General features: G+C 60.3%; 11 protein-coding genes. All 11 read right to left on the reverse strand.

What is annotated here, in order from left to right:
* Positions 1 to 65: 65 nt before the first annotated feature.
* Positions 66 to 1,517 (reverse strand): mannose-1-phosphate guanylyltransferase/mannose-6-phosphate isomerase, encoded by a 1,452-nt coding sequence (locus tag ABVN21_RS00355; RefSeq protein ID WP_339554772.1) that lies wholly within the window; start codon positions 1,515 to 1,517, stop codon positions 66 to 68.
* Positions 1,518 to 1,665: 148 nt separating this feature from the next.
* On the reverse strand, positions 1,666 to 2,322 hold the full coding sequence (locus ABVN21_RS00360) for an alginate O-acetyltransferase AlgF (protein WP_339554773.1): 657 nt from the start codon (positions 2,320 to 2,322) through the stop codon (positions 1,666 to 1,668).
* A 17-nt stretch (positions 2,323 to 2,339) separates the two neighbouring features.
* Positions 2,340 to 3,515 carry an alginate O-acetyltransferase gene (locus ABVN21_RS00365; RefSeq protein ID WP_339554774.1) on the reverse strand — a complete coding sequence of 392 codons (1,176 nt, stop codon included), beginning with the start codon at positions 3,513 to 3,515 and terminating at the stop codon, positions 2,340 to 2,342.
* An 11-nt stretch (positions 3,516 to 3,526) separates the two neighbouring features.
* Positions 3,527 to 5,092, reverse strand: coding sequence for an MBOAT family protein (locus ABVN21_RS00370; RefSeq protein ID WP_339554775.1), 1,566 nt, complete (start codon positions 5,090 to 5,092; stop codon positions 3,527 to 3,529).
* Positions 5,093 to 5,299: 207 nt separating this feature from the next.
* On the reverse strand, positions 5,300 to 6,412 hold the full coding sequence (locus ABVN21_RS00375) for a mannuronate-specific alginate lyase (RefSeq protein ID WP_339554776.1): 1,113 nt from the start codon (positions 6,410 to 6,412) through the stop codon (positions 5,300 to 5,302).
* Positions 6,413 to 6,420: 8 nt separating this feature from the next.
* Positions 6,421 to 7,872 carry an alginate O-acetyltransferase gene (locus ABVN21_RS00380; protein WP_339554777.1) on the reverse strand — a complete coding sequence of 484 codons (1,452 nt, stop codon included), beginning with the start codon at positions 7,870 to 7,872 and terminating at the stop codon, positions 6,421 to 6,423.
* Positions 7,873 to 7,882: 10 nt separating this feature from the next.
* Positions 7,883 to 9,469: a mannuronan 5-epimerase AlgG gene (algG, locus tag ABVN21_RS00385; RefSeq protein ID WP_339554778.1), complete on the reverse strand. Its 1,587-nt coding sequence runs from the start codon at positions 9,467 to 9,469 to the stop codon at positions 7,883 to 7,885.
* Between the two features lie 26 nt (positions 9,470 to 9,495).
* Positions 9,496 to 10,986, reverse strand: coding sequence for an alginate export family protein (locus ABVN21_RS00390; protein WP_339554779.1), 1,491 nt, complete (start codon positions 10,984 to 10,986; stop codon positions 9,496 to 9,498).
* A complete protein-coding gene (gene algK, locus ABVN21_RS00395; protein ID WP_339554780.1) occupies positions 10,983 to 12,494 on the reverse strand; it encodes an alginate biosynthesis TPR repeat lipoprotein AlgK in 1,512 nt (503 codons plus the stop codon). Before algK ends, ABVN21_RS00390 begins: the two co-directional genes overlap by 4 nt.
* A 9-nt stretch (positions 12,495 to 12,503) precedes the next feature.
* A complete protein-coding gene (locus ABVN21_RS00400) occupies positions 12,504 to 13,673 on the reverse strand; it encodes an alginate biosynthesis protein Alg44 (protein WP_339554781.1) in 1,170 nt (389 codons plus the stop codon).
* Positions 13,674 to 13,709: 36 nt separating this feature from the next.
* On the reverse strand, positions 13,710 to 15,194 hold the full coding sequence (gene alg8 / locus ABVN21_RS00405; RefSeq protein WP_339554789.1) for a mannuronan synthase: 1,485 nt from the start codon (positions 15,192 to 15,194) through the stop codon (positions 13,710 to 13,712).
* Between the last annotated feature and the right edge of the window lie 12 nt (positions 15,195 to 15,206).

Genomic DNA, 15,206 nt, shown 5'->3' on the forward strand with positions numbered 1-15,206 from the left:
CCCCAACCGATCCACTGCGGATAGGGAACGCAGAGGATCGGACGGGGGCTTTTAGTTTCGATCGCTTACTGCGCGATAGTCTTCACCGAAACCCCACGCTCAATCGGCGTCGAGCGACCATAGATATCTTCAAACCGCTCGATATCGTCTTCACCCAGATAGCTACCCGACTGCACTTCGATGATTTCGAGTGGAATCTTGCCCGGGTTACGCAGGCGGTGCACTGACGCAATCGGAATGTAGGTCGACTGGTTCTCGGTCAGCAGGAACACGTTCTCGTCACAGGTCACCTCGGCAGTGCCGCTGACCACGATCCAGTGTTCGGCACGGTGGTGGTGCATTTGCAGCGACAGGCACGCGCCTGGTTTGACCGAGATGTGTTTGACCTGGAAACGGCCGCCCATGTCCACCGAGTCGTAGGAGCCCCACGGACGATAGACTTCGCAGTGGTTCTGGGTTTCGCTGCGGCCCTGTTCGTTGAGGGTGTTGACCATCTGTTTCACGCCTTGGACCTTGTCCTTGTGGGCGATCATCATCGCGTCCTTGGTTTCGACGACCACGATGTTTTCCAGGCCGATCACCGACACCAGTTTGCCGTTGCCGTGGATCATGCAGTTGCGGCTGTCCTGGATGACCACGTCGCCCTTGGTGACGTTGCCATTGACGTCTTTTTCATTGACTTCCCACAGCGACGACCAGCAGCCGACATCGCTCCAACCGGCGGTCAGCGGTACGACGCAGGCGCGCTGGGTTTTTTCCATCACCGAGTAGTCGATGGAATTGTCCGGGCAGCAGGCAAAGGTAGCTTCGTCCAGGGTGACGCTGTCGGCATCCTGATGACTGCGTTCCAGGGTCAGCAGGCAGGTGTCATAAATGTCCGGATCGTGCTTTTTCAGCTCTTCGAGGAAACGGCTGGCGCGGAACAGGAACATGCCGCTGTTCCAGAAATAGCCGCCAGACTGGACGTACTCGGTGGCGCGTTTGACGTCCGGTTTTTCCACGAAGTGCGAGACACGGCTGACACCTTCAGGCAGCAGCGAATCGTTGGTCGACTTGATGTAGCCGTAGCCGGTTTCCGGTTTGGTGGCCGGTACGCCGAACAGCACCATCTCGCCGTTTTCAGCCGCGACAGTGGCCAGGGCCAGGGCGCGTTGCAGGGCTTTCTGATCTTCCAGTACGTGGTCCGCCGGCAGCACCAGCATCAACTCGTCGCGACCTTCATTGACCAGCATCATCGCGGTCAGGGCCACGGCCGGCGCGGTGTTGCGACCGAACGGTTCCATCAGGATGCGCTGGGTTTCCAGTTTGCGGGCCGCCAGTTGCTCGTTGACGATGAAACGGTGGTCTTTGTTGCAGACCACGATTGGCGTGTCCATGCCTTCGAACACCAGGCGTTCCAGGGTCTGCTGGAACAGGGTGTGTTCGCCGGTCAGGGCCAGGAATTGCTTGGGGAATTGTTTGCGCGAAAGCGGCCAAAGACGTGAGCCGCTACCACCGGAAAGGATGACTGGAATCATGGTGTTACTCCTTGAAATTCGTTTGGTTAGGCCTTTGTGGGAGCTAGCCTGCTAGCGATGGCATCACCTCGGTACAGCGTAAAACCGAGTGGCCTGCATCGCCGGCAGGCCGGCTCCCACAGAGAGCCGGGGCAGTTCGGGAAATTAATTAGCGCGTCGATACCGGGCGTTTTACCCAGACCGGCGACAGGCTGCTGCCGTTACCGGTGACGTACAGCACGGCGGCTTCACCGCGTTCCAGCGCGACCGGTTTCACGTCGCCGACTTTCTTGTCACCATCGTATAGCGCCAGGCTGACTTTCACCGGGTTGATTTCACGTTCGCCACGGCCCTTGGCGGCCACGTTCGGCACCACGTCAGTCTTGCCGTCGGCGGTTTTCAGGGTCAGTGCCTTGTCGCTGAGGTTCTGCACGCGGACCAGGGACTTCTGCTTGTTCTTGAACGGCGGCTCTTCAATCAGTTGCGGCGCGCCGCTGGCGTTGTTGACCAGGGTGTAATAGTGGTCGCCGGCCAGCTTCACCGGCAGGGTCTGGCTGCCGACCTTGGCGCTGTAGTCGCCACCCGGCATGAAGCTGAAGTCACTGCTGGACAGCGGCGCGACGTCGGCCAGGTTGGTGCTGCCAACGGTGGCGCTGACTTCGGAGTTGCCGGCGTTATAGATACGCACGAAGGTCGAGCCTTTCGGAGCAGTCGGACCGTACAGCGCGGCGTCGCCACCGGCGAATGCCTGCATCGAAAGCACACTCATACCAGCAACGAGGGCGAAGGTCTTGGCGAGACGACGAGGAGTAGTCGTGAAAGTCATGGTAGTACCTCTCTCTTTCAGTTTTGCGCCCGGTCGGGCGTCTCGGATTTAGCGTTGATTGCTACGTTTTGTTGGCGGGCGCCGGCTTGTTTAAGCTCTGCGACCCACTGCGGGTCGGCGTCGCCGATTTCGTTGTTCACAGGCAGATATCGTTCAGGGAACTCCCAGATCAGCACTTGTGGCGGGCTGTTCTTGAAAGCGTCACTTTTCAGGTAGCTGAGCATCGGCAGAATCGGGCCGTGGCCGTCTTCGGCGTAATTGACCACGTCGCTGCGCAGGGCTTGTTTGAGTGCGCCGACGAAGTTCCAGTTGGGGTTGGCGCTGTAGCTGGTGCCGATCAGCGCAACGGGTACTTCGGTGTTGGCGAACAGTGCGTCGTCACCGGCCGGCTGGTCTTCAGCCGCCACGGTGTTGCGTTTCTGCAATGGCTCTTGCGCCGGCATCAGGTTTTCGAACAGCGGGTCCAGCGGCAGGAACAGACGCAGGTCGCCCTTGTGCGTGACTTTCTCCGCAGGCTCGGTGACGAAGTTTTGCGGGTCACCGCTCAGCGGGAATTTGTCGGCAATGGTCTTGGCCAGGCGGTTGGCGGCGATTTCGGCACCTTCCGGAGTCCAATGGGTGTCGGTGCGCAGGAACACTTGCTTGCCGTTGTTCTTGGCGGCTTGCAACGGGCCGAGCAGGTCAGGCGCAGGGATCCGGTCTGCCGCCAGGCGCTTGTGGAAGTCCTGGTAGAGGTTGGCGTGGATGCTGGCCGGTTTAACCTCGCCGAGGTGTTCCGGGTACAGGCGCACCTTGGCCGGAACCACCGCCATCACCAGTTGCACGCCTTTCTCTTTCAGGGTCTGGCGCACGCCTTCGACCAGCGCGTAGTTGCCTTGCAGGTTCAGCTCTTCGTTGACGATCGGGTGGAATTCTTCATCGCTGTACAACCACTGGTCGCGACCGAGCACAACGCCCGGACGACCTTCGTTGAACAGTTTGAAATCCAGCGCCGCCCAGAGGTTGGTGCCCAGGCGCTTGATCGGAAACTCTTCGTCGTAGTGCGTCTCCACAGCCTTGGTCCAGCGACCGTTGAGCACCGTCGCATCAGCGTTGGTGCTGAAACCGAGGAAGCTGCGAACCGACCACAGGCCCAGGGCCAGCAGGGTCACCAGGAACAAGGCGATGTAGAAGATGCGTAATGAGCGGGTCATGGTCAGATCCCTCAGAACTGGAAGTAAAGGAACGGCGAGAAGCTTTGCGCCGAGAGTTTGAGAATCGAGGCGATGAACAGCAGCAGTACCAGCGCACGCATTGCGTAGCGCGACCAGTCAGCAGTCCAGTAAGCCGGTTGCACCTGAGCGTCGACGCCAACGGTGTAGCCAGGCTGATGGATGTTCGCCGGGTTATCCCCAGGCGCTGCCTTGATCAGGCCCGGTTCGCTGGCGGCCGGGCCGTCGCTGTCGACGTTCACGGCAGGTTTGGTCTTCGCTGGCGGCTGATTGGTGTAGAAGTCGCGCAGGCCGAAGAACGCCAGGGTCACGTAAGCCACGATCAGCGTTGCCACTTGCAGGCCGGTCAGGCTGGCCTGGTTGAGTTCCGACAGCGACCAGTCGCCGAAGCTGAACATCGCGCCGTACATGCGACCGGCAACGTGCAGGTTTTCCGCACGGAAGATCACCCAGCCCATCACCACCAGCAGGAAGGTCAATGCCCAGCGGATCGGGTTGATGCTGCGTGGCGAAGTGTTCAGGCCCAGCGCTTTTTCAATCGCCAGCCACATGCCGTGCCACGCACCCCAGACGATGTAGGTGATGTTCGCGCCGTGCCACAGACCACCGAGCAGCATGGTCAGGAACAGGTTGCGATAGGTCATCAGTGTGCCTTTACGGTTACCGCCGAGCGTGATGTACAGATAGTCACGCAGCCAGGTCGACAGGCTGATGTGCCAGCGACGCCAGAACTCGGTGATCGACTGGCTGATGTACGGCTGCTTGAAGTTTTCCATGAAGCGGAAACCCATCATCAAGCCCAGGCCGATGGCCATGTCGCTGTAGCCGGAGAAGTCGAAATACAGCTGCGCGGTGTACGCCAGCGCGCCGAGCCAGGCATCGCCCGTGGTCGGGTTTTGCAGGGCAAAGCAATGGTCGGCCACCACCGCGAGGGTGTCGGCGATGAAGACCTTCTTGATGAAACCCTGCATGAACCGCGTGCAGCCCTCGGAGAATTTGTCGAGGGTGTGGGTGCGGTTGTTGAACTGGTCGGCGAGGTCGCGGAAACGCAACACCGGGCCGGCAATCAAGTGCGGGAAGATCGCCACGAACGCCGCAAAGTCGATCAGGTTGCGGGTCGCCGGAGTGTCGCCACGGTAGACATCGATGATGTAGCTGATGGACTCGAAGATGTAGAACGAGATGCCGATCGGCAACAGCACGTGGGTCAGGATGAACGGCGAAAGGCCCACCGACGTCATCATCGCGTTGATGCTGTCGACGCCGAAGTTGGCGTACTTGAAGTAGCCGAGGATGCACAGGTCGACGGCCACGCCGAGCAACAGCCAGCGCTGGGCCGGTTTGGTCCGCACACCGGCGGCACCGACTTTGAGGCCGATCCAGTAGTTCCACAGCGTGACCGCCGCGAACAGTGCGAGAAAGTCCACACGCCACCAGGCGTAGAACACGTAGCTGGCGATCAGCAGCAGCAAGTTGCGATAGCGTTGCCCGCTCAGGTAGTACAAGCCGAGAAAGATCGGCAAGAACAGAAACAGGAACACGTTGGATGAAAATACCATCCCGATCTCTCCATGTTTAACCAACATTCAAGGGCCAACGGCCCCCCCAAACCCCCCATCCAAAACCGGGGGGATGTATTGCATTCAAAACCGCCGCGATCCCTGTAGGAGCTGGCTTGCCAGCGATGGCGTCGGCACATCCGAGAAAGATGTCGACCGACCCACCGCATCGCTGGCAAGCCAGCTCCTACAGGGGAGTGCGTTGTCTTAAGAACCCTTGCCCTTTTCATTGGCCGGGTCGTAGACCTTGGTCAGGTCGCCGCCGAGGCGGAAGGTCTTGAACGGCTGCATGTCGTGCTTCTTCTCCAGCACATCCGGCGTGCAGGTGTAGAGGGTGCAGAACGGTTCGAGCCAGGCGAATTTCGAGTCGACCTTGAGGTCGGTCATGTCCTGTTTCTTGCCGTTCTTTTCCTCGAATTCGTCCGGATCTTTCACCCCGGCGAGTACACGATCACCCAGGCGTTTCAGCGCGCTGTTGTTTTCCTGTCGCAGGTCCACGCCATTGACCTGAGCGAAACTGGCGATCATCGCCAGCGGTGGCAGGGCGTAGTTGTGATAGGCGAGGGCGCGTTGCTGGCGCTTGAGTTCGTTCGGCAGGTAGCCGTCCGCATCGACCTGATTGGCGCCGACCTTGTATTCCTTCACGGCCCAGTCAAACAGGTCGCGGCGGTTGGTGGCGACGGACGTTGCCATCACCGACCAGGCAGCCCAGTACGAGTGGTTGTTGGTTTTTTCCAGCGGCAGGTTGTCCCAGTCGCTGACCACCTGATCGGCCATTTTGCTGAACCAGGCTTCGATCAGCTGCGATTCTTGCTGATGGTTGGCCAGCGGATGGGAGTCGGAAAACTTCAGGCGAATGTACGAAGACGCCATGCTGCCCAACGCCCATTTGCGCATGGACTTGCCGGTGTGGTTGAAGTCCTTGGACATCAATGCATCGGCCTTGGCCCACGCTGTCAGCCAATTGAGCGTGCACTCCAGTTGTTCCGGACGACCGTCACGCATGAACTGCATCACACGCTTGCTGGTGCCGCGCTCGATCTTGGTGATGTCGGCGGTGCTGTCGCGGAAGGCTTTTTCCGACTGCACGTTCAGGGTCGAGCGCGCCTTGTCCGAACCTTCGTACTTGCTGCGAAATTGCAGCGAGCCGGTGTACGGCGCTGGCATGGCATCGCAGCCTTCACTCTTGTCGCCGGTTTTGACTTTCTCGATCGGCGCAAAGTAACCCTGTGGCGGGCGCAATGGCGCTGCGGCCTGGGTAGCACCGGCGAACATCGCCAGGCTCAAAAGCGTCAGTGTTGCAAGTTTCGGATTGCGCATAGCAGACCTCATTGCCCGGCCGAAGCGGTACGTTGCTCCGCGCCCGGGAATACGTTGCGTTTGCAGATTTTCGCTTCGACTTTTAGTGGCGCAGCGTCGGTTTTTTCCGGGCCCTGGATTTCGACGGCCAGCAGATTCTGCGAGGCCCAGTCTTCGTCCGTGCGCAACTCGAAGGCGAAACGTCCGTCAGTGTCGGAGGTTTCCGGTTTGTCGATCTTGATGTCCTCGTGGCGCCCGTTCATGTACCAGAGGGTGGCTTGCAAGGTTTTCACCGAGGTATCGGCGAAGCGGATGTCGACCTGGTGACTGGCGTTTTGCAGGTTCAGGTTTTTGCTGTTGACCATCAGTTCGTTCTTGCCCGGTTTCAATGTGGTGCTGCCGGACATCTGTGCATCCTTGCCTTCGCAACCGTTGTCCAGCAGCGCCATCATCTGGCGGTAGATGGTTTCCTGGTCGAGACGATAAAGCGGCGAGAATTCCCAGATGAGAATCTTCGGCGGCTTCTTCTGGAACTCTTCGCTGCCCAGGTACTGCAGCATCGAGCCTTCCAGGCCACCGCCGGGGAACGCCACGTTGAGAATGTCGGCGCCGATGGCCTCTTCGAGGAAACCGGCGAAGTTGTAGTTCTTGCCACTGTGGCTGGTACCGACCAGGGTGATTTCCGGATTGCCGGAATCGCCGAACAGATCGCCATCGCCTGCTTCGCCTTTCGGCTCGGTGGTGAATTGATCCATGTACTGGATCGCGTAGCTGGTGCCACAGAGTTGACCGGCCATGTTGTGCAATGTTCCGGTCTTGCCCATGCGACCCGACTTATGGGTCTCGAATTCACGCTTGGGAATGTCTGCGAAGGCTGGAATCTGCTTGACCTTTTCGGCGACGATTTTCGCTGTGCGCTGGGCGCCGTACGGCGTCCAGTGTTGGTCGCCACGGAAGTAGAAGTCGTGGGCAGGCAGGGTGTCGGGCAGCGACTCGTTGGTCAGCGGCGACAGGTCCGGCACCACGTAACCCATCTGCGCGAAACGGCCGAGCATGGTCTTGTAGTTCTTCAGTGCCTTGTCGAAATCGAAGCTGGCTTTTTCCGCCGGGTTCAACTTGTTGCGGTTCACCAGGCCACGGGTTGGCTGGTACACAACCACCAGTTCCACGCCTTTGCTCTTGAACGCATCGTGCAGTTGCTTCATGCGTTTGTAGCCGGCGGGGGTGGTGTCGAATTCGGTGCGCAAGTCTTCCTGGGTCCGGAACAACCAGTCGCCCTGCGCCTGCACCAGCGTGGTGAAGTTCTGCTGATAACGGGTGGTGTAGTTCTTCGCGTCGTGAGCCGCCGGGCACAGGCTGCAGCACGGTTCGGCAGAGAACTTGGGCGCCTGGACTTCATCCGCACGCGCGCCACTGCTGGCGGCGAGAATGCCGGCGGTCAGGGCCGACAGGCTGAGTAATTTGATCAAGTGTGGGTGCATAAAATTATCCTCAGTCCCGCATTTCGGTCTGGCGTTCGACAGGGTCGATCAGCACGGCTTTCTGCTGGCGCACCAGCAGGTCGAGAATTTCATCCTGGCGCTCGCCGAGAATCCCCGAGAAGCTGATGCCACTGGATTTGGTCGGGGCGAGCATGGACACGCGATACAACTCGACGCTCAGCGGCGAGTCGATGGACAGCGGGCCGCTGCCGTTGGCCGCCAGTTCACCGCCCACCACGATCAGCGACACCTGGGCGTCGAACGGGTCGAGCTTGATGTCGCGGTCGGTGTTGGTCAGGTCCTTGATGTGGCCGTAGACGCCGGTCAGGCCATTGGCCATGGCGACGTTTTCGTAGAGGCGAATGTTCACGCTGTTACGAATGCGGATGCCGTGACGACGGTTGCTGATCACCTTGTTGCCCCACAGCAGGTTGTCGGCACTCTCGTAGAGGGTGATGCCGTCGGTGTGGTTCTGGTAGATCTCGTTGTGGGCAATGATGTTGTTGACGCTGTTACGGTCGATCACCAGGCCCGACAACTTGTTGTCGTAGCTGCGGTTGTTGAAGATGAAGCTGTCGTTGACCTCACGGGAAATAATGATCCCGTGCTTCTTCTTGGTCCCGTACACCGTGTTGTCGGCGATGATCAAACCGTGGGAACGGTCGTGCGGGTCGATACCGTAGACGATGTTGTCTTTGTAGGTGTTGCCCTTGACCACGAAGTCGCGGGTTTCGTAGCAGTAGAAGCCGTACCACATGTCCGAGAATTCGGAACCGACGATCCAGCCGCTCGGTTCAGGACGCTTGAGCACCTTGGCCATGTTCGGCGTGTATTGGGAAATACTCACGCCGTAGGACTTACTGTTGGCGTAGCCGAAACTGGCGATTTTGCTGTTGGCGATGTAGGTCTCGGTGCCGCCCCAGGACAACAGGAACGGACGGAATTCCTTCGGCGACTTGAAGGCCGCCGGGCCGTTTACCTTCTCGCTCCAGCCCGTGATCTTGGTATCACGCACAAACAACTGGCCGTCGTTGACCAGGAACGAACCGGCCTCTTGGGACAGGCGCAATTCCTCGGTCTGCTTGTCGATTTCCAGAATGCCGTGGCGACCGACCACGATCGGCAGTTTCGCCAGGAACACACCCGGCGAGGTTTCGCTGAAGTACTGCTTGGGCAGCTTCTTGGCCAGGTCCTTGAGGTTCATGTAGCCGTCGTCGACGAAGATCGCCTGCGGGATGCCGTGCTGGCGCACCACCCATTCGGCCATCTTGTTGTCGCCGCCGATGAAGTCCTTCAAGGCGTCTTCCTGCATCATCCGGCGCACGCTGATTTTACCGGCCTTGCTGCGCACGACTTTCGCGGCGATGGCTTCGGCGGTGTAGCCGGAAACGTCCGGCAGCTTCGGCGTGGCCAGTTCCAGCGGCGCGGTCGGTGCGCTGCTGACGGTGTAGGTCTTGGCTTGTTGCAGTTCTTTGGCCACGGTGGCCGGCTTGCCTGGTTGAGGCTCCGCCGGCTCCACATTGGCGAAGGCAGCCGCACTCGCCAGCAGCATCGCGCCGGCCAGCAAGGTCAAAGAACCTTTCTTGGCACTGTTCATGTCGGGGACTCCCTTCGCAATGTGCATCAGAAGCGCCAGATCACGTCGATGAACGCGCGGTGCATGTACGAATCGACTTCTTTGCCGTAGGCATCGCCGGGCTTGAACACACCGCCACGCAAACGCACCAGGGCCGAAGGCTCATCGATCTTCTGGCTCAATGCAGCCGGCAACAGGCCTTGTTTGAAGTACTTGGTGACCACCAGATCCATCTCCTGGCCGAGGTCTTTTTCACCATCGTTCAGTGGCAGGGAGGTGCTGGAAAGGATCGCGCCGGTCACGTCGTCGGTGTTGTTCTGCACGGCGTCGATGCCGTTGCTGCCGACTGGCTTGTTGCCGTCGACGCGCCAGAATTTGTGGTAGATCAGGCTGGCGTCGTATTCGTCGTTAAGCATCCACGAACCGAACAGCGTGGCCGATTGCATGTTGTTCATTTCGCCACGGAAGGCCTCGCCGAAACGATGCACGCGCGAGCGGGTACCGGTGTAGTTCGAGCGGTTGCTTTCCAGGCCGTTCTGTTCGTAATCCTCGCTGGCGCGGGCGTAGGCCGCACCGACTTGCCACTGCGGATCGAGGCGCAGGCGCACTCCGAGGTCGGTGGCCCAGCCGTCGACATCGCCGCTGCGCTTGGCTTGCGCGGGTGCGGTGCCATCGGCGTTCAACGGGTTGACCGTGTCGCGGTCGCCGCTCATGCCGGTGATGCTGCCCCAGTAATTGACGGTGTTGGTGTTGCGCCAGTTGTAGGCATCGCTGTTGGCCTGCAGGCCCAGCCAGCTGATGTCGCCGTTCTGTTTCTTATCCAGTGAATCAGCGGGAACGCCAGGTTCGGCATAGTCGAGCTTGCCGTCATCGTGGGTGTGATGACCGCGAATGCCGGCCCAGTGACCCGGGGTCCATTGGTACTCGGCATCGGCGAAAGCGTGCAGGCGATCCTTGTCTTCGGGGGCCAGCTCTTTCAGGTCAGTGCGGTACTCGCTGAAGCGTTCGGCGATACCGGCATTGGCGCGCAACAGGGTGGTGTCGAAGGTCCAGTTCAAGGCTTCGATGTTGGTGTCGCGCCATTGACCGTCGTCGTTGTGCAGGCGCTGACGACCGAATTTCAGGATCTCGCCAGGGTAGGGCGTGAAGCCGCTGTAGCCGACCCAGAACTCGCGCATCGCCAAGTAGTTTTTCTTGGTCTTGCGGTCATCGTTGTCGGTGTTCTGCGTGCCGTCGCTGCCGGATTGCTGCAGGGTGTCGGTCTCGATGATGTCGGTGGACGTCACCGCCTGACCCATCGCGTAGCCGCTCCATGCACCGCTTTCGCCATAGACCCAAGGGCGAAGGTCGAGGCCGACGCCGTTGACGTCGCCGCCGCCCTGGGTACCGAGGTCACGGTCGTCTTCGGACTGGCCGGTGATTTTCACGTCCAGGCCGAAGTTCTTGGTTTCTTCCGTCATCGCGGCCAGTGTCGGGCAGGACCAGATCAATGCGAACGTCAGGCCGATACCGGCCTTCATGAATGGATTCAACTTCATAGGGATTCCTCACCGCCTTCTTCTTGCAGGGCGTGCAGTTGCAGCGTGTTCTGGCTCAAGGCACCACGAGTTGCCTGTTCTTGTTTCAACAGACGCTGTGCCTCGGCGAGCTGCGCAGGCGGCAGTTGAGCTTCGAGTGTTTGCGCAAGCTCGGTGGCTTGCGGGGTGTTCTGGGCCTTGGCCAATTGGCTGAAGACGTACGCATTGAGCGGGTCAGGCTTGGTGCCTTTGCCTTGGGAAAACAGTTGGGCAATGGCGAAGTCAGCGCTGTTCTGGCCGTTGCGTGCGGCGGTCAGCAGGTGATCCAGCGCTTTCTGCGGATAGACCTTGCCCAGGTAGCCACGGCGATAGATCTGGCCGAGGTAATAGTCGGCGGCGACTTCGCGGCCGACGGCTTTCTGGAAGTGTTCTTCGGCGACCTTGGCGTCGGCCGGAACCATCTTGCCTTCGTAGTAGAGCTTGCCCAGCAACAGCTCGGCGCGCGGCTGGTCGGCAGCACGGCCGTTGTCCAGGTACTTCATCATCTGGTCGACATCGCCGAGTTCCGGGAAGTCGTAAAGCAGTTGCGCCAGGCTGACCCAGGAAGCGGGGTAGCCGGGGGCGATGTCTTCGAACAGCGATTGCGCGGTTTTTTCGTCGGTCTTGCCCAGGCTCGCATCGCCCAGTACGCGAGCCACACTGTCCACTCGTTGAGCGCTGACGGTGCCGCGACTGTGTGCCGCTTGCATCTGCTTGATCAGCTCGGCTTGTTGTTCGGCTTTACCTTGTTTCTGGTAGACCGTGGCCAGTTCGACGTAGCAGATGTCGGTGGTATTCAGCGCCGCTTTGCAGATGCTTTCGACCTCGTCGAGGTGCTGGTCGTAGGTGCCTTGGGTGCGATAGAGCAGCACTTGCGCCAGACCCGCTTCCGGTTTGCCTTCGGCGCGCCATTGGCTGATTTGCTGTTGCGCATTCACGTTGGGAAAACTGTGCGGGTATTGCAGGTACAGCATCGCCAACGGGATCAGGGTGTTGCCTTCGCCGGCGGCCGAGGCCTTTTTCAACAGGCCTTCGGCTTCGTGCTGTTCAGCTTCGGTAGAACCGGGCTTGGCCACCAGCAGACGACCGAGTCGCGCCTGGGCACGCGGCGAAACACTGGCGGCGGCGCGGTAAGTCGCTTCGGCCTGTTTCATCTGCGCCGGGTCGCGGCTGTCGACTTGAATGTCAGCCAGACCGACCTGGGCTTCGCTGTAGCCCAGGTCTGCCAGTTGCTGGTAATTCGCCGCCGCGGTGGCGGTATCGCCACGCTTGAGGGCTTCGTTGGCCAGACGTTGGTCTGGCAGGCCGGCGCAACCGGCGAGGCTGACTGCCAAAGCCAGCGAGCACACCACATGCCCCCTGTAGGAGCTGGCTTGCCAGCGATTCAGGCGCTGCGGTGCATCAGGTAAACCAGGTTGAACCGATCGCTGGCAAGCCAGCTCCCACAGGGATCTCGGTGTTCTCAGGAGACTGATGATAGTCACGGGCATGTCCTCCGGTTACAGACCAGCAGCCATGGCTTTATCGATCAGCCAGTTCAAGTTCGGGCCACGGTCGCTGCTCACTTCCACCGGGCGACCGGCGAGGGCGCTGTCGAGTGCTTCGTCAGGCTGGATCAGGACGCGGATGTCGGACGACAAATCGGCGCTTTTCAGGCTGGTGCTGCTGACGATCTTGCCGGTGCGGGTCTTGTCTTCGCCGGCGATCTGGAAGCGCACCGGGGCGCCTGGCAGCACGTCGCCGAACTGGCGGTAGGAGAAGCGCGCTTCGACGTTGGCTTCGGTATTGCGCGGCACCAGTTGGAAGATCACGTCGCCCTTGCTGGCGTACTGACCGTTGGCGACCATCTGCTGGGCCACGGTGCAGTCGCACGGCGAGGTCAGGGTGCCGGTCATTTGCTTGCCGAACAGTTCTTCAACCTTGGCCGGGGCCAGTTGATCGCCTTCCAGATGACCCTTGAGCACGTCGAGCATGCTGGTGCTGAAGGTCGCCAGCGGTGCACCTTTGGCGGCCACGCCATCGGATTTCACCAGGCTCTGCACGGTACCGTCGCGCGGCATGGTGATGTTCACACCGGGCACGCTGACCAGGCCGGCCTGGGCGTGGCTGACGAAGTACATGCCGTACACCGACTTGAAGATGAAGCCGAACGCGACCAGGCCAACCACGAAAATCCCCAGGCTGAAGGTCACGGCTTTCATGCGCCCGAACGCGCTCATGCCGTGGCCGCCGTCCTTGATCTTGCGCGCCTTGGTGAAGTTGTCGCGCTGCAGGGTTGCCAGCACTTCACCGATGGTGACGATGTCACCGGCCAGGTGCGAAGTGATCAGGTGACGCAGGGTCGAGATGTCTTGCGGTTCCAGGTTCTGGAACATGCAACCGGTACGGCCGGTCTCGCGATCGTAGGAGCGCACCTGCAACTCGACGTCCATGGCCAGGCCGAGGTTGTCGATGACGAATTGCAGACGGGCCTTGTACTTGTCGCCGATCTTCAATGGCAGTTGACCGGCGTTGAAGGCCAGGCCACCGGCGGACAGGTCGATCACTCGCGCCTCGACCGGCGTACGGTCGGGACCGAAGAAACGCAGCTTGGCCGGGATTTTCACGCGGGCGTGTTGGCGCTGGGCTTCGGATTCATGCACTACGTTGGCGTTGACGGCGGTATTCATAGGGGCGGTTTCCTTGTTAATTCAATAAGGGGGCGGTCAGACCATCATCAGCAGCACGGCGACAAAAATGCTGCCGGCGGAGAAGGTCATGGTCCGAGACGACCAGGTGTTGAACCAACGTTGAAAGCTGGCGAGATCACGGGTCAGGGAAGTGGGCTGGCGAGTCCAGGACTGTTGGTCGAGGCGGAAGAACACGTAGATCTTCACCAGCGCGCCAACGATCTGGTTGTAATAGAGAATCGCGGGGTAGGCCGGGCCGATCCGGTGACCTGAGCAGGACAGCAACAGTGTCAGGATCAGGCGGGTAATGCCGATCCACAGCAGGTACACCAGGATGAACGCGGTGCCGTACTTGAAGCTGGCGATGATCGCCACGGTCAGGCCCAGCAGCGAAGTCCACATCGAGACGCGCTGATCGAACAGCACCACCGAGGTGAAGGCGCCAAGGCGTTTGACGCCCAGGCCGAGTGCACGCGAGTTCTGCCGCAGGTTGTTGCCGTACCAGCGGAACATCAGTTTGCGACTGGCCTTGATGAAGCTTTTTTCCGGTGGATGTTCGACGGTGTTGATCGCGGCATCAGGCACGTAGAACGTGTCGTAACCCAGGCGCATCAGGCTGAACCAGCTCGATTTGTCGTCGCCGGTCAGGAACTTGAAACGACCCAGGCGCCAGTGTTGCAGCGAGTCGCTTTCCACGTCGGCGATGAATTCCGGGTTGGTGACCACGGTAGCACGGAACACCGACATGCGTCCGGTCATGGTCAGCACGCGCTTGGACAGGGCCATCGAGCACATGTTGATGTGACGCTGGGCGAAACGCAGCTTGTGCCATTCGCTCATGATGTAGCCGCCGCGCACTTCGCAGAACTCGTTGGTGGTCAGGCCGCCGACGTTGCCAAACAGCTGGAACCACGGCACGGTCTTGCGCACTACACCTTCGCCGAGCACGGTGTCGCCATCGATCACGGCGACCACGGCGCGGTCATCCGGCAAGTGACGGGAAATGGCGCGGAAACCGTAGGCCAGGCCATCGCGTTTGCCGGTGCCGGGGATGCGCACGAAGTCGAGTTTTACGTGCGGTGGCGGGTTCATCCGCTTCCACAGACTCTTCACCAGCAGCTCGTCGGACATTTCCACGATGGAGCAGACCATGGTGGTCGGCAGGCCGCAGTCGATGGCTTCGCGGATCACCGAGCTGTAGACCTGCGCGGTGGTCAGGGCGTCGATGCGGAAACTGGTGACCATCAGGAAGACGTGGGAAGGGTCCGCCGCTTTGCCCAGCTTGCGCACTTTGCGCCGCAGGTGCGGGTAGACCACGTACAGAAACAGCATGCCGCGCAGAAAGTGCGTGGCACCCATCGAGTAGCGCCAGATACCGACGATACCAATCAGGAAAATGAAATCCTTCGACTCGGAGTCGAACGTGGACACAGGCAACGCCATGGCGATGCCCATCAATAAACTCAAGTAAAACAGCCAACCGGCGGCCTGGAGTAGGCCGTGCTTTAGCCTGTGCATAATCGGAATCCTAAA

Origin of the sequence: Pseudomonas sp. MYb327, from assembly GCF_040438925.1 — a bacterium.
In the GTDB taxonomy this organism is placed as follows: Bacteria; Pseudomonadota; Gammaproteobacteria; order Pseudomonadales; family Pseudomonadaceae; genus Aquipseudomonas.

Excerpts from the sequence above, each read along its gene's own strand:
- ABVN21_RS00355 (WP_339554772.1), bottom strand. The coding sequence starts at position 1,517 with ATGATTCCAGTCATCCTTTCCGGTGGTAGCGGCTCACGTCTTTGGCCG.
- ABVN21_RS00360 (WP_339554773.1), bottom strand. The coding sequence starts at position 2,322 with ATGACTTTCACGACTACTCCTCGTCGTCTCGCCAAGACCTTCGCCCTC.
- ABVN21_RS00365 (WP_339554774.1), bottom strand. The coding sequence starts at position 3,515 with ATGACCCGCTCATTACGCATCTTCTACATCGCCTTGTTCCTGGTGACC.
- ABVN21_RS00370 (WP_339554775.1), bottom strand. The coding sequence starts at position 5,092 with ATGGTATTTTCATCCAACGTGTTCCTGTTTCTGTTCTTGCCGATCTTT.
- ABVN21_RS00375 (WP_339554776.1), bottom strand. The coding sequence starts at position 6,412 with ATGCGCAATCCGAAACTTGCAACACTGACGCTTTTGAGCCTGGCGATG.
- ABVN21_RS00380 (WP_339554777.1), bottom strand. The coding sequence starts at position 7,872 with ATGCACCCACACTTGATCAAATTACTCAGCCTGTCGGCCCTGACCGCC.
- algG (WP_339554778.1), bottom strand. The coding sequence starts at position 9,469 with ATGAACAGTGCCAAGAAAGGTTCTTTGACCTTGCTGGCCGGCGCGATG.
- ABVN21_RS00390 (WP_339554779.1), bottom strand. The coding sequence starts at position 10,986 with ATGAAGTTGAATCCATTCATGAAGGCCGGTATCGGCCTGACGTTCGCA.
- algK (WP_339554780.1), bottom strand. The coding sequence starts at position 12,494 with ATGCCCGTGACTATCATCAGTCTCCTGAGAACACCGAGATCCCTGTGG.
- ABVN21_RS00400 (WP_339554781.1), bottom strand. The coding sequence starts at position 13,673 with ATGAATACCGCCGTCAACGCCAACGTAGTGCATGAATCCGAAGCCCAG.